Source organism: Streptomyces sp. NBRC 110611 (assembly GCF_001590865.1).
Classification (GTDB): domain Bacteria; phylum Actinomycetota; class Actinomycetes; order Streptomycetales; family Streptomycetaceae; genus Streptomyces.
This window is the reverse complement of sequence record NZ_BBUY01000002.1, coordinates 657,446-677,437: the sequence shown is the minus strand read 5'-3', so window position 1 is coordinate 677,437 and position 19,992 is coordinate 657,446. Positions and strand designations below refer to the sequence as shown.

Genomic DNA, 19,992 nt, shown 5'->3' with positions numbered 1-19,992 from the left:
CCCAGCGTCCGACGGCCCGGACAGCCAGGGCCGGACGCCCGGACAACCCGGGGCGGACCGCCGGACCGTCCCGCGGCGGCCCGTCCCCGACTACTCAGCGTCCGGGCCGTAGACCTCTACGCGGTCGCTGACCCGGCGCACGTGGATACAGTCCCCCGGGCACTCCTTCGCGGAGTCCCGCACGTCGTTGAGCAGCTTCAACGGGACGGGCGTTGTCGCCCCCTGCTCCTGGAGCAGCTCGTCATCGGCGCTCTTCACATATGCCAGACCATCGATGTCCAGCTCGAAGACCTCCGGCGCATACTGCGCACAGATGCCGTCCCCGGTGCACAGATCCTGGTCGATCCAGACTTCCAGCTCTGGGGCTTCGTCGTGCGCGGTCATCTCGCCTGCCGTTCCTGCGTACGTGAACCGTTTTTGTCTAAGTGGCGCCAGCACTGACGGGTGTTGACCGACTCGACGATACAACCGCTCGCTTTCCGATGTTGATGGGTGGGTATCCCCTTGGCGTGAGGACGTGCGCAAGGGTGAAGATCGGACACACCCCGACAGTCTTTTCGATCTAGGGGTTTCAACCTGCACCGGCCCAGGTAGGGTCAGGAAGCGTCCAGCTCCTTGGAGGAGGTGAGGACCGTGGCAGCCCACGACGACGACATCAACCGCGGCATCCGGCCGGGGCGAGGGTCTGAAGATCCCGCCGGCCAGGTTGCCTATCTCGAGCAGGAGATCGCCGTCCTGCGACGCAAGCTCGCCGACTCTCCGCGTCACACGAGGATTCTCGAAGAGCGGATCGTCGAGCTGCAGACCAACCTGGCCGGCGTCTCGGCGCAGAACGAGCGTCTCGCCAACACTCTCCGCGAGGCACGCGACCAGATCGTCGCCCTCAAGGAAGAGGTCGACCGGCTCGCCCAGCCGCCGGCCGGCTTCGGCGTCTTCCTGCACGCGAACGACGACGGCACGGTCGACATTTTCACCGGCGGCCGGAAGCTCCGGGTCAATGTCAGCCCTAGCGTGGAGACCGAGGACCTCAGGCGTGGCCAGGAGGTCATGCTCAACGAAGCACTCAACGTTGTCGAAGCCATGGAGTACGAGCGGGCCGGCGACATCGTCACCCTCAAGGAAATCCTTGAGGACGGCGAGCGCGCCCTGGTCATAGGGCACACCGACGAGGAACGGGTGGTGAGGCTCGCCGAGCCGCTGCTGGACACCACCATCCGCTCCGGCGACGCCCTGCTGCTCGAACCCCGCTCCGGCTACGTCTACGAAGTCATCCCGAAGAGCGAGGTCGAGGAACTCGTCCTCGAAGAAGTACCGGACATCGACTACACCAAGATCGGCGGCCTGGGCACCCAGATCGAACAGATCCGGGACGCCGTCGAGCTCCCGTACCTCTACCCCGACCTCTTCAAGGAGCACGAACTCCGCCCGCCCAAGGGCGTCTTGCTCTACGGCCCACCCGGCTGCGGCAAGACACTCATCGCCAAGGCGGTCGCCAACTCCCTTGCCAAAAAGGTCGCCGAGGTGACCGGGCAGCCCGCGGGGAAGAGCTTCTTCCTCAACATCAAGGGCCCGGAGCTGCTCAACAAGTACGTCGGCGAAACGGAACGGCACATCCGGCTGGTCTTCCAGCGCGCCAGGGAGAAGGCGGGCGAGGGCACCCCCGTCATCGTCTTCTTCGACGAGATGGACTCGCTCTTCCGCACCCGCGGATCCGGCGTCAGCTCGGACGTGGAGAACACCATCGTCCCCCAGCTGCTCTCCGAGATCGACGGCGTCGAAGGCCTTGAGAACGTGATCGTGATCGGCGCCTCCAACCGCGAGGACATGATCGATCCGGCCATTCTGCGCCCCGGCCGCCTCGACGTGAAAATCAAGATCGAGCGTCCGGACGCGGAGGCCGCCAAGGACATCTTCTCGAAGTACCTCACGGAGAATCTCCCGCTGCACGCGGACGACCTCGCCGAACACGACGGCTCGCGCAGGTCCGCGGTCAGCGGAATGATTCAGTCCGTCGTCGAGCAGATGTACGCGGAATCCGAGGAGAATCGCTTCCTGGAGGTCACCTACGCCAACGGTGACAAGGAAGTCCTCTACTTCAAGGACTTCAACTCCGGTGCGATGATCGAAAACATCGTAGGACGCGCAAAGAAGATGGCCATCAAGGCCTTCCTCGAGCACAACCAGAAAGGTCTCAGGGTCTCCCACCTCCTCCAGGCCTGCGTGGACGAGTTCAAGGAGAACGAGGACCTGCCCAACACCACCAACCCGGACGACTGGGCCCGGATCTCCGGAAAGAAGGGCGAGCGGATCGTCTACATCCGCACCCTCGTCACCGGAAAACAGGGCGCGGACACCGGCCGCTCCATCGACACCGTGGCGAATACCGGCCAATACCTGTAACACCGCTCTCCGGCTGCGGATGTCCTGCACGGGGCGTCCGCAGCCGGACGCATTTCCGGAAGCGCCGAAAATGCTCCCATCATGGGCGATGAACCAGGGAAAACCGGACTGGAGCAATGACTGTAATGATCTCCCCAGGGCCGCAATGGCGTTCTAGGCTCATCGGTACCGCTGCGTCACGCAGTGCGGGCGTGGGGCACGCACCCGGGACGCAGGCACAGCAGCGGTACGTGAGCGCCGCCCCCATCCGGGGACGCCGCCGGGCAAGGAGGGCCGCATGACCGTACGGCGAGTAATGGGCATCGAGACCGAGTACGGGATCTCCGTCCCCGGCCACCCGAACGCCAATGCCATGCTCACCTCATCCCAGGTCGTCAACGCCTACGCGGCCGCGATGCACCGGGCACGCCGTGCCCGCTGGGACTTCGAGGAGGAGAACCCGCTGCGGGACGCCCGCGGCTTCGACCTCGCACGCGAGAACGCGGACGCCAGCCAGCTCACCGACGAGGACATCGGCCTCGCCAATGTGATCCTCACCAACGGCGCCAGGCTCTACGTCGACCACGCACACCCCGAATACAGCGCCCCCGAGGTCACCAACCCCCGCGACGCCGTCCTCTGGGACAAGGCCGGCGAACGGATCATGGCCGAAGCCGCCGAGAAGGCCGCCCAGGTCCCCGGCGCCCAGCCCATCCACCTCTACAAGAACAACACCGACAACAAGGGCGCCTCCTACGGCACGCACGAGAACTACCTGATGAAACGGGAGACCCCGTTCTCGGACATCGTGCGGCACCTGACCCCGTTCTTCGTCTCCCGGCAGGTCTACGCCGGCGCCGGCCGGGTCGGCATCGGCCAGGACGGCCACGAACACGGCTTCCAGATCAGCCAGCGCGCCGACTACTTCGAGGTGGAGGTCGGCCTGGAGACGACGCTCAAGCGGCCCATCATCAACACCCGCGACGAACCGCACGCCGACGCGGAGAAGTACCGCCGCCTCCACGTGATCATCGGCGACGCCAACCTCTCCGAGATCTCCACCTACCTCAAGCTCGGCACCACCTCCCTCGTCCTCTCCATGATCGAAGACGGCTTCATCGCCGTCGACCTCGCCGTCGACCAGCCCGTCCGCACCCTCCACCAGGTGTCGCACGACCCCACCCTGCAACGCCTGATCACGCTCCGCAGCGGCCGCACGCTCACCGCCGTACAGCTCCAGATGGAGTACTACGAACTGGCCCGCAAATACACCGAGGACCGCTACGGGGCGGACGCGGACGAACAGACCAAGGACGTCCTGGCCAGGTGGGAGGACGTGCTGGGTCGCCTGGAGAACGACCCCATGAGCCTGTCGGGCGAACTGGACTGGGTCGCCAAGCGCGAGCTGATGGAGGGCTACCGCCGCCGCGACGGCCTCGACTGGGACGCCGCCCGGCTGCACCTCATCGACCTCCAGTACGCCGACGTACGCCCCGAGAAGGGCCTGTACAACCGTCTGGCGGCCCGCGGGAAGATGAAGCGCCTCCTGGACGAGCCCGACGTCCAGCGGGCCCAGCAGAAGCCTCCGGAGGACACCAGGGCGTACTTCCGCGGCCGCTGCCTGGAGCAGTACGCGGACGACGTCGCGGCCGCCTCATGGGATTCGGTCATTTTCGACCTGCCCGGCCGGGACTCGCTGCAGCGGGTTCCGACGCTGGAGCCGCTGCGCGGAACCCGTAAGCACGTCAAGGAGCTGCTGGATCGCTGCCGGACAGCGGAAGAGCTGGTCAGGACGCTGTCCGGCCGCTGAGCCAGGGCCGGGTCACCGGCGGGAAGCGTCAGGTGCACGACAGAATTCGCGGCGATCGGCCGTCGGTCGACGGCTGAAATCTCCGCGGTACGGGAATCATCGAGATGACTCCCGGGCGTTGCAGCAAGTGCAGGGCCGATGTCGGACCCTGCTTGTAGGGTCGGATCTTGAAGGTCACATCGAGCGGGCGAACCGAGCGGGGTGAGGGATATGGCGACCAAGGACAGCGGCGGCGGACAGGCGAAGGCCACACGTTCCACCGAGGAGGTCGAGGAGCAGGCCCAGGACGCACAGGTCTCCGAGGAGCTCAAGGAGCGCCAGGAGAAGCTGAGCGACGACGTGGACTCCGTGCTGGACGAAATCGATGATGTGCTCGAGGAGAACGCCGAGGACTTCGTGCGCTCATTCGTTCAAAAAGGCGGCGAGTAGCCTTCGAAACGAAGGGTACGGGGGGTGTCGGGTTGGCAATCGGAGGTTGCGTGAAGCGCTGCGTGCGGTGCGGCGAGTGGAAACCGCGCGCAGCCTTCGCTCCCGAGCGGCCGAACCTCGACGGCTCGCAACGGCATTGCCGGAGCTGCGCGACCCGGTATCGCTGCCGGGCGATGGAGCCGCAACACCGAAAGTGCGATGGCCTCACGGTGGCCGAGCGCGACGCGCTGATCAAGGGGCAGCGCGGGCTGTGCGTGATCTGCCTGGATGCCGAGCCCGTGCATGTGGATCACGATCACGAGACGGGTAAAGTCCGGGGCGTACTGTGCTTCAGCTGCAACGCCGCCTTGGGCCAATTCAAGGACCGGCCGGACGTCTTGAGGCGGGCGGCCAAGTATCTGGAAGGAATCGTGTGGAAGCCAATACTCGAAGCACCGGGCGTCTACCGGCGGCCTTCCTGACGCCCGGGTCCGCGTCGTTCATGGATTTTCTCAGTGACCACTCGCCGGGGCTGCTGCCCGGCAACCGTCCGCTGCCGGCCGTCCAGGGTGCCGTCGAGGCGCCGCACGGCACGACGATCGTGGCCGCGACGTTCGCCGGCGGCGTGGTGCTCGCCGGTGACCGGCGGGCGACGATGGGCAACGTCATCGCGCAGCGCGATATCGAGAAGGTCTTCCCGGCCGATGAGTACAGCGCGGTCGGTATCGCCGGTACGGCCGGTCTCGCCACCGAGATGGTGAAGCTGTTCCAGCTGGAGCTGGAGCACTTCGAGAAGGTCGAGGGTGCCCAACTCTCCCTGGAGGGCAAGGCGAACCGGCTGTCGACGATGATTCGCGGCAATCTCGGGATGGCCATGCAGGGCCTGGCCGTGGTGCCGTTGTTCGCCGGCTATGACCTCGACCGGGACAAGGGCCGGATCTTCTCGTACGACGTGACGGGCGGGCGTTCGGAGGAGCTCGGTTTCGCGGCGACGGGTTCCGGTTCGGTGTTCGCCCGCAGTGCGCTGAAGAAGCTCTTCCAGGAGGACTTCACGGAGAATCAGGCCGTGACGGCCGTGGTTCAGGCGCTGTACGACGCGGCTGACGACGATTCGGCGACCGGCGGTCCGGACCTGGCGAGGCGGATCTATCCGATCATGACGGTGATCACCGACGAGGGTTTCCGGAGGCTGCCGGAGGACGAGGTCGCGGAGATCGCCCGTGCCGTGCACGAGCGGCGCCTGGACCAGCCGGACGGCCCGCGGGCCGCGCTGCTCTGACCGTACCGATGTTCCGCAATGCCGTCAGTAATGCCGCCAGTGAGAATGATTGTGACAGGAAGGGATGGATAGCCGGTGTCGACGCCGTTCTATGTCTCACCCCAGCAGGCCATGGCCGACCGTGCCGAATACGCCCGCAAAGGCATCGCGCGTGGCCGCAGCGTCGTGGTGCTGCAGTACACCGACGGCGTGGTGTTCGTCGCCGAGAATCCTTCCCGCGCCCTGCACAAGGTCAGTGAGATCTACGACCGGATCGCGTTCGCCGCGGTCGGTAAGTACAACGAGTTCGAGAACTTGCGGATCGGCGGTGTGCGCTATGCGGATCTGCGGGGGTACACCTATGACCGTGAGGATGTGACGGCGCGCGGGCTGGCGAATGTGTACGCCCAGACGCTGGGCACGATCTTCTCCAGTGCCGCCGAGAAGCCGTATGAGGTGGAGCTGATCGTCGCCGAGGTCGGCGGTGCTCCGGAGGAGGATCAGATCTACCGGCTGCCGCATGACGGTTCGATCGTGGATGAGCACGGTTCGGTGGCGGTGGGCGGTAACGCGGACCAGATCAGCAGCTATCTGGATCAGCGGCATCGGGACGGAATGACGCTGGCGGAGGCGCTGAAGCTGGCGGTGGAGTCGCTGTCGCGGGATTCCAACGGCGGTGAGCGGCGGCTGACGGCGGAGCAGTTGGAGGTCGCGACGCTGGACCGTACGCGGCCGCAGAAGCGTAAGTTCAAGCGGATCCTCGGCCGGCAGCTGACCCGTCTGCTGGAGGAGGGCGGCGGCGCGGGCGCCGGGAAGCCGGCGGCGGGCGCGGACGAGGGCGCCGGTGATGAGGCTGCGGGTGCTGCCGCCGAGGAGGCCGGCGGCAAGGGCACTGGTGGCGCCAAGAGCTCCGGGGGCGCCAAGGGTGCCAAGAGCACCAAGGACGGCAAGGACGTGAAGGACTCGGGTGGCGACGGGGCTGCCGGGGAGGGCGGTTCCGAGGGGGAGCCGCTGCTCTGACGGTCTGAGGCTGCTCTGGCGGTCTGACGCCGGTTTTCGCCGATGATCCGTTTGCGTTGAGGAGTTCAGGAGTTCAGGAGTTTTCCGGGCCGGTTGTCCGGTTCGCGCGCCCCGGTGGGTCACCGCCCGCCGGGGCGCGCGGCGTTGTCAGGGGATGGGCGGCGGCGGTGCGGTGGAGCCGCGGGTGATCAGTTCCACGGGGAGGGGGCCGGGGGGCTGGGTGGGGCGGCCGTCGAGTGCGGCGATCAGGGCGCGCAGGCCGGCTGCGCCGAACTCCTCGGCGGGCAGGCGTACGGTCGTCAGCTCGGGTTCGACGGCGCGGGCGAGGGCGAGGTCGTCGAAGCCGGTGACGGAGATGTCGTCGGGGACGCGCAGCCCGAGGCGGCGTACGGCCTTGCAGGCGCCGGCGGCGATGATGTCGTCGTCGCAGAGCAGGGCGGTGGGGCGGGGGCCGGGGCCGGTGAGGGCGGTGTGTGCGGCCCGCATACCGGCGTCGACGTCGAGGGCGGTGGGCAGGCGGTGGAGCAGGGCGCCGGGGAGCTCGGCGAGGGCCGTGGTGACGGCGTGGGCGCGTACGCCGAAGGTCCAGGACGGTACGTCGGCCGCGAGGTGGGTGATGCGGCGGTGGCCGAGGGCGGTGAGGTGGCCGGTCAACTGCCGTACGCCGGCGGCGATGTCGAGGTTGACGGTGGCGGTGGCGCGGTCGTCGTCGGGGTCGCTGTCGAGCATGACGAGGGGGAGGTCGGCGCTGCGGAGGGCGGTGAGGGCTTCGGCGGCCATGGAGGAGGCGATGACGCCGTCGAGGGTGGCGGCGGCGGATGCGAAGGGGTCGGGAACCAAAGGGGCCCGGACGGGCCTTCCGCTGTGGGTGGCGGCGGGTGACGGGTGGGCGGGGCCGGTGGCGGGTGAGGGGTAGAGGACGACGCCGAAGCCGTGGTCGGTGGCGACGCGGGCCGCGCCGGTGTAGACGCGGGCGAAGAATTCGGTGGTGAGGGCGGGGACGACGAGGAGTGCGGTGCCGGTGCGGCCGGTGCGGAGGCTGCGGGCGGCGAGGTTGGGGCGGTAGCCGAGCCGGCGGGCGGCGGCGCGGACGGTTTCGGCCTTGGCGGGGGAGACCCGGCCGTGCCATTTGTCGCCGAGGACGAGGGAGACGGTGGCCTGGGAGACGCCGGCGGCGCGGGCCACGTCACGGCTGGTGGCCGGGCGCGGGGCGGGGGGTGTGGCCTGAGGGGTGGTCACCGGGGTTGTCGCTCCTCGCGTTCGGCCGTTGCGGGGGGGGGGAGGGGGTGGACCGCGGGTTGTCGTCATGGTACGTATACGGCGGGGTTATACGTAACACGTGCGTGAGATCCCTACGTGAGATCCACGCGAGAGGTCCATGCGAGAGATCCCTCGCGTACGCGTGACGACCGTTTCGCGGATGCGTGACGTCCGTGCGTGACCGGCGTGCGCGCGGAGGGCTTCGTCGCGCATCGTCACACGTCCGGGCGCCGTCCGGGTGGGGAGGGGCAGGGATGGCCACGGGGTATGCGGAGCTGCTCAGGACGCGGTACGCGGTCCGGCTGCTGGCGGGGACGCTGGCGGGCCGGCTGCCGAATGCCACGGCGGCGCTGGCGGTGGTTCTGTACGTACGGGCCGAGGGCGGCAGCTATGCCGTGGCGGGGGCGCTGACCGCGGTCTACGGCGCCTGCAGCGCGGTCGGCCAGCCGGTGCTCGGCCGGGCGGTGGACGTCTTCGGCCAGCCGCGGGTGATGCTGCCGGCGTCGGTGCTCTCCGCGCTGGGGGTGGTGTTGCTGGTGGCGGTGGGCCTGGAGGGGTGGTGGCCGGCCTGTGCCGCGATGGTGGTCGCCGGGTTCTTCACCCCGCCTCTGGAGGGCGGGCTGCGGGCGCTGTGGCCGGGTGTGCTGAAGCGCGCGGACCGGGTGCACACCGCGTACGCGCTGGACGCGGTGGCGCAGGAAGTGATGTTCGCGGTGGGGCCGTTGCTGGTGACGCTGGGGGTGGCGGTCTGGTCGGCGGGTGCGGCGCTGCTGGTGATCAATGGGGTGGGGGTGCTGGGCGCGCTGTCGGTGGTGGTGTCCGAACCGTCGCGGCGGTGGCGGAGTGCGCCGCGTGAGGCGCACTGGCTGGGGGCGCTGCGGTCGGCCGGGATGCTGGTGCTGATCGGGGGGTTCTTCTTCGTGGGGCTGGCGCTGGGGGCGATCTCGGTCGCGGCGGTGGCGTACGCGGACGGGCACGGCGGGGGGATGGTCTCCAGCTATCTGCTGTCGGCGCTCGGTCTGGGGGCGCTGGTCGGTGGTGTCGTCTATGGTGCGCGGCAGTGGCCGGGGGCGCCGGAGGGGCGGTTGCGGCTGCTGGCCGGGCTGCTGGCGTTGGGCTATCTGCCACTGGTGCTGGTGCCGGGGGTGGCCGGGATGACGGTGCTGGCGGGGGTGGCGGGGGTGTTTCTGGCGCCGACGCTGGCCTGTGCGTTCGTGGTGGTGGACCGGCATGCGCCGAGGGGCACGGTGACGGAGGCGTTCTCGTGGCTGGTGACGGCGTCCGGTGTCGGTTCGGCGGTGGGGGCGTCGGTGGCGGGGCCGGTGGTGGAGCTGGGCGGGGCGGCGGCGGGTTTCGCGGTGGCGGGTGCGGGCGGGCTTGTCGCGCTCGCCGTCTTTTTGTCGACGAAGCGATTTCTTGGGGATCCGGTGCCGGGTGGGGCGGGTGCGGGCCCGGCGGAAAATGATCGGAACGGGGCTGTCGAACCCGGTTTCAGAGCAGGCCGTCGGGCGTAATGTTCAGTCATGGACCGCCGCATTTTCGGGCTGGAGAACGAGTACGGCGTCACGTGCACGTTCAGGGGACAGCGCCGACTGTCGCCTGACGAAGTGGCGCGGTACCTCTTCCGCCGTGTCGTGTCATGGGGCCGCAGCAGCAATGTCTTCCTGCGGAACGGCGCCCGCCTGTACTTGGACGTGGGTTCACACCCGGAATATGCAACTCCCGAGTGTGACAACGTGACCGAACTGGTCACGCACGACAAGGCAGGGGAGCGCATTCTCGAGGGTCTGCTCGTCGATGCCGAGCGCCGCCTGCATGAGGAGGGAATCGCGGGCGACGTCTATCTGTTCAAGAACAACACCGATTCGGCGGGAAACTCGTACGGCTGCCACGAGAATTATCTCGTCGCCCGGCACGGTGAGTTCTCCCGGCTCGCGGACATCCTGATTCCGTTCCTGGTCACCCGCCAGTTGCTGTGCGGTGCGGGCAAGGTGCTGCAGACTCCGCGGGGCGCGGTGTACTGCGTCAGTCAGCGTGCGGAGCACATCTGGGAGGGCGTCTCGTCGGCGACGACCCGTTCGCGTCCGATCATCAATACCCGCGACGAGCCGCATGCGGACGCGGAGCGGTATCGCCGGCTGCATGTCATCGTCGGGGATTCCAACATGTCCGAGACGACGATGATGCTGAAGGTCGGCGCCACGGATCTGGTGCTGCGGATGATCGAGGCCGGTACGGTCATGCGCGATCTGACGCTGGAGAATCCGATCCGGGCCATCCGTGAGGTCAGCCATGACATCACGGGGCAGCGCAAGGTGCGGCTGGCCAGCGGGCGGGAGGCGTCCGCGCTCGAGGTGCAGCAGGAGTACTTCGAAAAGGCGGTGGATTTCTGCGAGCGCCGCGGTATCCGTACGGGCTTCGTCGAGCGGGTGCTGGAGCTGTGGGGCCGTACGCTGGAGGCGGTCCGGAACGAGGATCTGGACCGGGTCGCGACCGAGATCGACTGGGTGATGAAGTATCAGCTCATCGAGCGGTACCGGGCGAAGAACAACATCACCATGTCCCATCCGCGGGTGGCGCAGATAGACCTCGCCTATCACGACATTCACCGTCGCCGGGGGCTCTACTACCTTCTGGAGCGGAAGGGCCAAGCCGCGCGGATCTGCAATGACTTGAAGATCTTCGAGGGCAAGTCGGTGCCGCCGCAGACGACTCGGGCGCGGCTGCGCGGTGACTTCATCCGCCGGGCCCAGGAGCAGCGCCGTGATTTCACCGTCGACTGGGTGCACCTCAAGCTCAATGACCAGGCGCAGCGCACGGTCCTGTGCAAGGACCCGTTCCGTTCGGTGGACGACCGGGTGGAGAAGCTGATCGCCGGGATGTGAGCCGGGGCGGGTGGTGGCCGCGGTGGCACCTTTCGCAACACGGGGCGCCGTACGTATCTCGTGCGGTGCCCCGCGTGCGTCGTAGAGTGTTCCGACTTGTACTCGAAGGAACCCGAGGATCACTGTGCGACGCCGACTCGCTGCTCTGCTCATGGTGCCGGCTCTGGCGCTCACCGCTACGGCCTGTGGGGGTGACGACGACAAGAAGAGCGAGGCGGAAAAGGCCGGTTCTTCTTCGTCCCCGCAGGTGCCCGACGCTCCCAAGCCCGTGGACTCGGCGGCGCCGATGCCGAAGGTCAGCGGCGCCGAGGGCAAGAAGGCCACCATCGACGTGCCCAAGGGCGACCCGTCGGGCAAGTTCGTCGTGCACACGCTCACCAAGGGCGACGGCGCCGAGGTCAAGAAGGGCGACCTGGTGTCGATGAACTTCACCGGCAAGCTCTGGAAGAGCGGCAAGGACCTCGGCAGCTCCTACGACCAGGGCGGCGCGCAGCTGGTCGAGGCCGGGTCGGATGCCGCGATCCCGGCGTTCTCGCAGGCGCTGGTGGGCCAGAAGGAGGGCAGCCGCGTCCTGGTGGTCGCGCCGCCGTCGGCGGCCTGGGGCGACCGGGGCAACCCGCAGGCGGGTGTGTCCGGCACCGACACCCTGGTCTTCGCGGTCGACGTGGGCAAGGTCACCCCGAAGATGGTCAAGGGCACCCAGGCCGACATCCCGTCGGATCTGCCGCAGATCGCGGCGGACAAGGAGGAGCCCGCCACGATCTCGGTCCCGAAGAACGATCCGCCGAAGGAACTGGTCGACAAGGTCCTCATCGAGGGCAAGGGCGCCGAGATCAAGAACGGCCAGCGGGTGACCATGCAGTACAGCGGCGCCGCCTGGAAGATCAACGAGGGGAAGCCGAAGGCCAAGCTCTTCGACTCGTCCTGGAAGGCCGGCCAGCCGTTCACCACCGTGATCGGCCAGGGCCAGGTCATCGAGGGCTGGGACAAGGGCATCGTCGGCAAGCACGTCGGCGACCGGCTGCTCCTGGTGATCCCGCCGGAGCAGGCGTACGGCAAGCAGGACAAGGGCAAGGAGCTGCCGGCCGACTCGACGCTGGTGTTCGTCGTCGACATCCTGAGCGCGGCCTGATCAGCGGTACCGGCAAGATCTGCGAGACTGGCCAGGTAATCGTAAAGATTCGTAAGTAGGAGCACATTCGTGAGCATCGACAAGCCCGAGATCGACTTTCCCGAGGGCCCGGTCCCGACCGACCTGGAGATCGTGGACCTGTGGGAGGGTGACGGGCCGGTCGCCAAGGCCGGGGACATGGTCTCCGTCCACTACGTCGGCGTCTCCTACAGCACCGGTGAGGAGTTCGACGCGAGCTGGAACCGCGGCAAGCCGCTGCAGTTCCAGCTGGGCGCCGGCCAGGTCATTCCGGGCTGGGACAACGGCGTGCAGGGCATGAAGGTCGGCGGCCGCCGCCGGCTGACCATCCCGCCGCACCTGGCGTACGGCGAGCGCGGCGCGGGCGGCGGCCGGATCGCCCCGAACGAGACGCTGATCTTCGTCTGCGACCTGGTCTCGGTCTGAGACCGCGCGCGTCCCGGTCCGTGTGACCGGTGACGCCCACCCGAGGGCCCGTGCCACCACTGGCGCGGGCCCTCGGCTTTTCCCGCACGCACCCCGGGCGGTACGGTCGACGATCGGGAAGTTCCACGAGAAAGGGCGTCGATGGCCATTGCCAAGGCCGAGCGGCTGATGAACCTGGCGCTGTGCCTGCTGGGGACGCGACGCCCGCTGACCAAGCGTGAGCTCAGATCGTCCATCGAGGCGTACGTCGAGGCCTTCGGGCCGGGGCAGGCCGTGGGCTTCGGACCGGGGCAGGGCGTGGCCGGCAGCGATGACTCCTTCAACCGCATGTTCGAGCGGGACAAGGACGATCTGCGCGAGCTCGGCCTGGTCATCGAGACCGTCGAGGGCATCGACGGGGAGGTCGGCTACCTCGCCCGCCGGGACAGCAACCGGCTGCCCCCGATCACCCTGGACGCCGAGGAGGCCGCCGCCCTCGGGCTCGCCGCCAAGGTCTGGCAGCAGGCCCGGCTGGCCGGCGCGGCCAGCGGCGCCCTGCAGAAACTGCGTGCGGCCGGGATGCCGCTGGCCGACGGCGGCGGGCAGGACTACGACGCCGGAGCGCCGCACAGCGCCCTCGAACCCCGCATCCCCGCCCATGAGGCGGCTTTCGAGCCGTTGATGCTGGCCTGCCGTGACCGCCGCCCGGTCGTCTTCGACTACCGCAAGTCCACCGCCGCGCACCCCGAGCAGCGGCAGGTCGAGCCGTGGATCCTGGAGTGCTGGCGCGGGCACTGGTACGTCGCCGGCTGGGACCGCGGCCGTCAGGCGGAGCGGGTCTTCCGGCTGTCCCGGATCACCGGCAAGGTCCGTTCCCGGCAGGGGAAGTTCACCGCCCCGGTGCCCGATCACGTCACCGTACGGGAGACCGTGGAGAGCTGGGCGGGGGAGACCGCCACCGGCACCGCGCGGATCAGGCTCCGGGCGGAGCACGGCTACCCGCTGCGGGCCCGGGCGCTGTCCCGGCGCGATCTGGGCGACGGCTGGGACGAGCTGGAGATCCCCTACGGCCATGGACTCGACGCCTGGCTCGTGGAGTTCGGCCCGGATGTGGTGGTGCTGGAACCGGCCGAGCTGCGGGCCGATGTCATCGACCGGCTGCGTGCCGTGGCCAAGGGCTGAGAGGGACGGGACGCGGACTCATGGCTTCCAACGCGATCGACCAGACCCGCCGGATGCTGTCGCTGGTGACGTATCTGCGGGAGCGCCCCGGCGCCCGGGTCGGCGATGTCGCCCGCGCCTTCGGCATCACCGAGGACGAGCTGATTGCCGACCTCGACGTGCTGCCGATGTGCGGAACGAGCTTCCGCGGCGGCGACCTGCTGGACATCGACACCGACGGCGACCGGATCTGGTGGCACAACCCCGACGACGTCGCCGAGCCGCTGCGGCTGGCGGCCGACGAGGCGACCGCGCTGCTGGTCGCGGCGCGCGCGGTGGCGACCCTGCCGGGGCTGCGGGAGGGCGACCGGCAGGCGCTGCTGCGGGCCACCGCCAAGCTGGAGGCGGCGGCCGGTGAGGCGGCCGGCGCCAGTTCCCGCCTCTCGGTGACGTTCGAGTCGGAGGGCGGGGTCTTCGCCGACGTCGACCGGGCGATCGCCGAGCGGCGCCGGCTGTGGCTGCGCTACTACTCCCCGGCCCGCGACGAGCTGACCGAGCGTGAGGTGGACCCGATCCGGCTGTTCGCCGTCGGCCATACGTACATGGAGGCCTGGTGCCGGCTCTCGGAGGCCCGGCGCACCTTCCGGCTCGACCGGGTCGCCGAGATCAGGCTGCTGGACGCGCCGGCCGATCCGCCGCCGGTCGAGCTGCGGGACCTGTCGGAGGGGCTGGTGCAGCCGGCCGCCGAGGACCCCGAGGTGTCGGTCGAGGTCGGTCCGGGCGGACGCTGGGTCGCCGAGTACTACCCGCACGACAGCGCCGAGGAGCTCCCCGACGGCGGACTGCGCATCACCCTGCGCACCCCCGATCCGGCCTCGCTGCGGCGGCTGGCGCTGCGGCTGGGCCGGGACGGCCGGATCGTGGCGCCGCGGGCGCTCGCGGACAGCGCCCGGCGCGCGGCGGAGCAGGCGCTCGCGGCGTACGGCGCGTGAGTGCGGGGCACGGGGGAGAGGGCGGAGGCGGCGAAGGATGACGACCACGAGGGCGGGCGCGACCGCTCCGGTGCTGTTCAAGGCGGCCTGCCCGGACTGCCGGGGCCGCTTCGAGCTGGACCCGGACGCCTTCCGGCTGGCGATCGGCGCCAGCCGGCGCACCACCTTCTACTCCTTCACCTGCCCCGACTGCGGCCGGGCGGTCCGCAAGCCGGCCGGGGAGCGGATCGTCGAGCTGCTCAGCGGCGGCGGGGTGCGCACGCTGCGGCTCCACCTGGGCTGACCGATAGGCTCGCCCCATGCTCTGGCCCATGATCGCAATCGTCCTCGGCTTCCTCGGGATCGCCGTGCTCGGTGTCCTCGCCGTCCGCGTCTTTGTCGAGGTGCGGCGGCTGGCCCAGCAGGTCGGGGCGGCCTCGGAGCGGATCCAGCGGGCGGCCGACGACCTGGAGCGGGCGGCCGTGCCGCTGGCCTCGCGGCTGCACGGGGCCGGCCGGGAGTAGGGGCCTGCTCCCCCGGAGATCCCTCGGAAGGCCCCTGGGCCCGGACGTCGCCGAGCGGTGCCGGGAGCCTGCTGTGGCGGGGAGCGGAGAGGTAGGCTGGCCCGCGGTGCGGGCAGTGCGGCTCTCACGGCAAACGGGAGTACGCAAGGGGATTGCCCGGCGTTCACCACCGAACGTTACGATCGACGCAGCACCAGTACGCCAGTCCGACCATCGGCAGGCAACCAGCAGACGCCGCCCCGGCGAGAAGGTAGTCGCACATGCTCAGCAACCTGAGGGCCCCCGAGATCATCCTGATCCTCGTAGTCATTGTGCTGCTGTTCGGCGCGAAGAAGCTTCCGGACATGGCGCGTTCGCTCGGCAAGTCCGCGCGCATCCTCAAGAGCGAGGCCAAGGCGATGAAGAAGGACGGCGGTGAGAAGGACGGCGGTGCCGAGGGCACGGCGGCGTCCGAGACCTCCGCCGAGGCGGCCCCGCAGGCTCCTCGTACGATCCAGGCGGCTCCCGGTGATGTGAGCAGCTCGCGCCCTGTGGCCGAGCCGAGCCACGCCACCAAGCAGAGCTGACCGAACCGATCAGGTCGGACCGTCCGGTCCGGGACGGCCGAACGCACGAGACGAGGACGTGGGTTGCTCAAGTCCGCCCGCAAGCAGGCGAAGGACCCCGAGGGGCGGATGCCGCTCGCCGCGCACCTGCGTGAGCTGCGCAACAGGCTGCTGAAGTCGGTGCTGGCGATCGCCGTGGTGACGGTCGTCGCCGCGTACTTCTACCAGGAGATCGCCCACTTCATCACGGGGCCGGTCAACGACCGGGTCGGCTGTCCCAAGGGGGTCAGCGCGCAGACGCCGGGCGGCCACCAGTGCGCGGACATCAGCGCGCTGGGCGTGCTGTCCCCGTTCACGGTCATGGTCAAGATCGCGCTCACCACGGGCGTGGTCATGGCGAGCCCGGTCTGGCTCTATCAGCTGTGGGCCTTCCTCGCTCCGGGCCTGCACAAGCACGAGAAGCGCTATGCGCGGAGCTTCGTGGCGGCGGGTGTGCCGCTCTTCCTCGCCGGCGCCTATCTCGCGTACGCGGTGCTGCCCACCACGGCGGCGGCGCTGGTCGGACTGACCCCGAGCGACTGGTCCAACGTCTTCCCGGCGGACGAGTTCCTGGACATCGTCACGCGGATGGTCCTGGTCTTCGGCCTGGCCTTCGAACTGCCGCTGCTGCTGGTGCTGCTGAACTTCGGCGGTGTGATCACCGGGCGCCGGATCCTGGGCTGGTGGCGGTTCATGGTGCTGGGCATCACGATCTTCGCGGCCCTCGCCACGCCGACCGGTGACCCCGTGACCATGGTCCTGCTGGCCGCCCCGATCGTGCTGCTGTTCTTCGGCGCCGTGGGCATCTGCCTGGCCAACGACCGCCGCCGCACGCGGCGCAACCCGGACGCGGCGCTGAGCGACGACGAGGCGTCCGAGCTGGACCTGACGCCGTCGGAGGTCGAGGAGACCGGGCCGGTGTCGTCCCAGCGGATGCTGCCGGAGCAGACCGGCCGCGGCCAGGGCGACGACGGGTCGCACGGCCGTGGTGGCCGCGGCGGCTACGACGACGTCACCTGACCCGGTGACAGCAGGTGACGGCTCCCGTGCCCGGTGCGAACGGGAGCCGTCGGCCGGGCGGCGGGCGCCCTCGGTGCAGCCCCCACCGTAAAGATCGGGTCGTTGTCAGAGGTGGCCGGTAGGCTCGTAAGCACGATGACCGAGGACATGTCCCCTGCTGAGCGCTATGCCGCCGCCAAGTTCCGGGCGGCCGAGCAGGCCACCGCACTCGCCCCCTTCCGCGAGCTGTACGACTTCGGTCTGGACCCGTTCCAGATCGAGGCGTGCCAGGCCCTGGAGGCCGGAAAGGGCGTGCTGGTCGCGGCTCCCACCGGATCCGGCAAGACGATCGTCGGCGAGTTCGCCGTCCACCTGGCCCTGGAGCAGGGCCGTAAATGCTTCTACACCACCCCCATCAAGGCGCTGTCCAACCAGAAGTACCTGGATCTGGTCAGGCGTTACGGCGCTGACAAGGTCGGCCTGCTGACCGGCGACAACAGCGTCAACTCCGACGCCCCGGTGATCGTGATGACCACCGAGGTGCTGCGCAACATGCTGTACGCGGGCTCGCAGTCGCTGGTGGGCCTCGGGTACGTGGTGATGGACGAGGTGCACTACCTCTCCGACCGCTTCCGCGGCGCCGTCTGGGAAGAGGTGATCATCCATCTCCCCGAGTCCGTGACGCTGGTGTCACTGTCCGCGACGGTCTCCAACGCCGAGGAGTTCGGTGACTGGCTGGACACGGTCCGCGGCGACACCGCCGTGATCGTCTCCGAGCACCGCCCGGTGCCGCTCTGGCAGCACGTCCTCGCCGGCCGCCGGATATACGACCTGTTCGAGGAGCGGGACGGCCAGGGCGGCGGCCGCCGGGAGGTCAACCCCGACCTTGAGCGGCTGTCCCGGATGGAGAACAGCCGGCCGACGTCCGGCCGGGACAAGCGCCGGGGCCGCGCGATGCGCGAGGCGGACCGCGAGCGCGAGCGGCGGCAGCGCGCCCGGGTGTGGACACCGAGCCGGCCCGAGGTCATCGACCGCCTCGACAACGAAGGCCTGCTGCCCGCCATCACGTTCATCTTCAGCCGCGCCGGCTGCGAGGCGGCCGTGCAGCAGTGCCTGTACTCGGGGCTGCGGCTGAACGACGCCGAGGGACGCGAGCAGGTCCGCCGCATAGTCGAGGCGCGGACGGCCGGCATCCCGGACGACGACCTCCATGTGCTGGGCTACTTCGAGTGGCTGGAAGGCCTGGAGCGCGGTATCGCGGCGCACCACGCCGGCATGCTGCCGACCTTCAAGGAGGTCGTCGAGGAGCTCTTCGCCAAGGGCCTGGTCAAGGCCGTCTTCGCCACCGAGACGCTGGCGCTGGGCATCAACATGCCCGCGCGCTCAGTGGTGTTGGAGAAGCTGGTGAAGTGGAACGGCGAGCAGCACGCCGACATCACGCCCGGCGAGTACACCCAGCTGACGGGCCGGGCCGGCCGCCGTGGCATCGACGTCGAGGGCCACGCGGTGGTCCTGTGGCAGCGCGGGATGAACCCGGGCGCCCTGGCCGGCCTGGCCGGCACGCGGACGTACCCGCTGCGCTCCTCCTTCAAGCCCTCGTACAACATGGCGGTCAACCTCGTCTCCCAGTTCGGCCGGCACCGTTCGCGGGAGCTGCTGGAGATGTCCTTCGCGCAGTTCCAGGCCGACAAGTCGGTGGTCGGGATCTCCCGGCAGGTGCAGAAGAACGAGGAGGGCCTGGCGGGCTATCGCGGCTCGATGACCTGCCATCTCGGCGACTTCGAGGAGTACTCCCGGCTGCGGCGGGAGCTGAAGGACCGGGAGACGGAGCTGGCCAAGCAGGGCGCGGCGCAACGGCGGGTGGCGGCCGCGGCGGCGCTGGAGAAGCTGCGGCCCGGCGACGTGATCCACGTGCCGACCGGCAAGTACGCGGGCCTGGCGCTGGTCCTGGACCCCGGTATGCCCTCCGGGCGGACCAACGGCCACCGCGGCTTCGACGCGCAGGACGGTCCGCGGCCGCTGGTGCTGACCGCCGAGCGGCAGGTGAAGCGGCTCGGCTCGATCGACTTCCCGGTCCCGGTCACCGCGCTGGACCGGATGCGGATCCCCAAGTCCTTCAACGCCCGCAGCCCGCAGTCCCGCCGCGACCTGGCGTCCGCGCTGCGGACGAAGGCGGGGCACATCGTCCCGTCGCGGCACCGCAAGCAGCGTTCGGGGGCGGCCGACGACCGGGAGATCTCCCGGCTGCGGACGGAGATCCGCGCGCACCCGTGCCATGGCTGCGCCGAGCGCGAGGACCACGCCCGCTGGGCGGAGCGCTACCACCGGCTGCTGCGCGACACCCGCCAGCTGGAGCGCCGGATCGAGGGCCGGACGAACACCATCGCCCGTACCTTCGACCGGATCTGCGCCCTGCTGACGCAACTGGACTACCTCGAAGGCGACACGGTCACCGACGAGGGCCGCCGGCTGGCCCGGCTCTACGGTGAGCTGGATCTGCTGGCGAGTGAATGCCTGCGCGAGGGCGTCTGGGACGGGCTCGGCCCGGCGGAGCTGGCGGCCTGCGCCTCGGCGCTGGTGTACGAGGCACGGCAGGCGGACGACGCGGCGGCCCCCAAGCTCCCCTCCGGCAAGGCCCGGGACGCGCTGGGGGAGATGGTCCGGATCTGGGGCCGCCTGGACGCCCTGGAGGACGACCACGGGATCAGCCAGACGGAGGGCGTCGGCCAGCGCGAGCCCGACCTCGGCTTCGCCTGGGCCGCCTACCGGTGGGCCTCCGGCTTCAGCCTGGACGAGGTGCTCCGCGAGGCGGAGATGCCCGCCGGCGACTTCGTCCGCTGGTGCAAGCAGCTGGTCGACGTCCTCGGCCAGATCGCGGCGGCGGCCCCGCCCGAGGTGGCGCGCGCGGCGCGCAAGGCGGTGGACGGGGTGCTGCGAGGGGTTGTCGCCTACACGTCTGTCTCTTGACCTCCCACGTTGTCGGCCGTCCCGCCGTGCTTGTTGCTCGCCGTTGCGCCTGCGGCGGGCGTGGGGTTGTCGGGTGCGGGTCCGCTCCTCCGGACTGGCGTCCTGCGGAGCGGCCCCTCCCGGGAGTGGGAGGAAAGACGGTGAGTGGGGGTGGACGCTAGTGGTTCACTGCGGACACGTGCGGGATCACGGTCACCCCCACCCACCAGAT

At 69.7% G+C, this 19,992-nt stretch carries 19 protein-coding genes; 17 read left to right on the top strand and 2 right to left on the bottom strand.

Annotated features, from left to right (window positions below; translation table 11 throughout):
* Positions 1–90: 90 nt before the first annotated feature.
* Positions 91–384 carry a ferredoxin gene (locus AZE13_RS07520; RefSeq protein WP_066928209.1) on the bottom strand — a complete coding sequence of 98 codons (294 nt, stop codon included), beginning with the start codon at positions 382–384 and terminating at the stop codon, positions 91–93.
* A gap of 249 nt (positions 385–633) precedes the next feature.
* On the opposite strand from AZE13_RS07520, the gene arc reads away from it, so the two are divergent.
* From arc to prcA, 6 genes are all read left to right on the top strand, one after another.
* Positions 634–2,400 carry a proteasome ATPase gene (arc, locus tag AZE13_RS07515; protein ID WP_066928557.1) on the top strand — a complete coding sequence of 589 codons (1,767 nt, stop codon included), beginning with the start codon at positions 634–636 and terminating at the stop codon, positions 2,398–2,400.
* Positions 2,401–2,677: 277 nt separating this feature from the next.
* On the top strand, positions 2,678–4,189 hold the full coding sequence (gene dop, locus AZE13_RS07510) for a depupylase/deamidase Dop (RefSeq protein WP_398780110.1): 1,512 nt from the start codon (positions 2,678–2,680) through the stop codon (positions 4,187–4,189).
* 210 nt (positions 4,190–4,399) lie between these two features.
* A complete protein-coding gene (locus AZE13_RS07505; protein ID WP_066928203.1) occupies positions 4,400–4,618 on the top strand; it encodes a ubiquitin-like protein Pup in 219 nt (72 codons plus the stop codon).
* Positions 4,619–4,668: 50 nt separating this feature from the next.
* Positions 4,669–5,079, top strand: coding sequence for an endonuclease VII domain-containing protein (locus tag AZE13_RS07500; RefSeq protein ID WP_258527627.1), 411 nt, complete (start codon positions 4,669–4,671; stop codon positions 5,077–5,079).
* The gene (prcB, locus tag AZE13_RS07495) at positions 5,031–5,876 is read left to right on the top strand and encodes a proteasome subunit beta (RefSeq protein ID WP_066928199.1); all 846 of its coding nucleotides are present in this window, start codon (positions 5,031–5,033) and stop codon (positions 5,874–5,876) included. Before AZE13_RS07500 ends, prcB begins: the two co-directional genes overlap by 49 nt.
* A 75-nt stretch (positions 5,877–5,951) precedes the next feature.
* Positions 5,952–6,875, top strand: a complete 924-nt coding sequence (prcA, locus tag AZE13_RS07490) for a proteasome subunit alpha (protein WP_066928197.1) — start codon at positions 5,952–5,954, stop codon at positions 6,873–6,875.
* 147 nt (positions 6,876–7,022) lie between these two features.
* On the opposite strand, the gene AZE13_RS07485 is transcribed toward prcA, so the two are convergent.
* Positions 7,023–8,114 (bottom strand): LacI family DNA-binding transcriptional regulator, encoded by a 1,092-nt coding sequence (locus AZE13_RS07485; protein WP_066928195.1) that lies wholly within the window; start codon positions 8,112–8,114, stop codon positions 7,023–7,025.
* A 275-nt stretch (positions 8,115–8,389) separates the two neighbouring features.
* On the opposite strand from AZE13_RS07485, the gene AZE13_RS07480 reads away from it, so the two are divergent.
* The 11 genes from AZE13_RS07480 (at position 8,390) to AZE13_RS07430 (ending at position 19,781) form a co-directional block, all read left to right on the top strand.
* Positions 8,390–9,649, top strand: coding sequence for an MFS transporter (locus AZE13_RS07480; RefSeq protein WP_066928193.1), 1,260 nt, complete (start codon positions 8,390–8,392; stop codon positions 9,647–9,649).
* 9 nt (positions 9,650–9,658) lie between these two features.
* Positions 9,659–11,020 (top strand): Pup--protein ligase, encoded by a 1,362-nt coding sequence (gene pafA, locus AZE13_RS07475; protein ID WP_066928191.1) that lies wholly within the window; start codon positions 9,659–9,661, stop codon positions 11,018–11,020.
* Between the two features lie 124 nt (positions 11,021–11,144).
* Entirely contained in the window at positions 11,145–12,152 is a 1,008-nt protein-coding gene (locus AZE13_RS07470) for an FKBP-type peptidyl-prolyl cis-trans isomerase (RefSeq protein ID WP_066928189.1), read from the top strand.
* 69 nt (positions 12,153–12,221) lie between these two features.
* Positions 12,222–12,596, top strand: a complete 375-nt coding sequence (locus AZE13_RS07465; RefSeq protein ID WP_066928187.1) for an FKBP-type peptidyl-prolyl cis-trans isomerase — start codon at positions 12,222–12,224, stop codon at positions 12,594–12,596.
* A 141-nt stretch (positions 12,597–12,737) separates the two neighbouring features.
* Positions 12,738–13,757, top strand: coding sequence for a helix-turn-helix transcriptional regulator (locus AZE13_RS07460; RefSeq protein WP_066928185.1), 1,020 nt, complete (start codon positions 12,738–12,740; stop codon positions 13,755–13,757).
* Positions 13,758–13,777: 20 nt separating this feature from the next.
* Positions 13,778–14,728: a helix-turn-helix transcriptional regulator gene (locus AZE13_RS07455; RefSeq protein ID WP_066928183.1), complete on the top strand. Its 951-nt coding sequence runs from the start codon at positions 13,778–13,780 to the stop codon at positions 14,726–14,728.
* A gap of 37 nt (positions 14,729–14,765) precedes the next feature.
* Positions 14,766–15,011: a hypothetical protein gene (locus tag AZE13_RS07450; protein ID WP_066928181.1), complete on the top strand. Its 246-nt coding sequence runs from the start codon at positions 14,766–14,768 to the stop codon at positions 15,009–15,011.
* 16 nt (positions 15,012–15,027) lie between these two features.
* Entirely contained in the window at positions 15,028–15,231 is a 204-nt protein-coding gene (locus tag AZE13_RS07445) for a hypothetical protein (RefSeq protein ID WP_066928179.1), read from the top strand.
* 260 nt (positions 15,232–15,491) lie between these two features.
* Positions 15,492–15,797, top strand: a complete 306-nt coding sequence (tatA, locus tag AZE13_RS07440) for a Sec-independent protein translocase subunit TatA (protein ID WP_066928177.1) — start codon at positions 15,492–15,494, stop codon at positions 15,795–15,797.
* A gap of 63 nt (positions 15,798–15,860) precedes the next feature.
* Complete coding sequence (gene tatC, locus AZE13_RS07435) at positions 15,861–16,835, top strand: twin-arginine translocase subunit TatC (RefSeq protein WP_066928176.1); 975 nt, start codon at positions 15,861–15,863, stop codon at positions 16,833–16,835.
* A gap of 135 nt (positions 16,836–16,970) precedes the next feature.
* Positions 16,971–19,781 carry a DEAD/DEAH box helicase gene (locus AZE13_RS07430; protein WP_066928173.1) on the top strand — a complete coding sequence of 937 codons (2,811 nt, stop codon included), beginning with the start codon at positions 16,971–16,973 and terminating at the stop codon, positions 19,779–19,781.
* Positions 19,782–19,992: the final 211 nt, after the last annotated feature.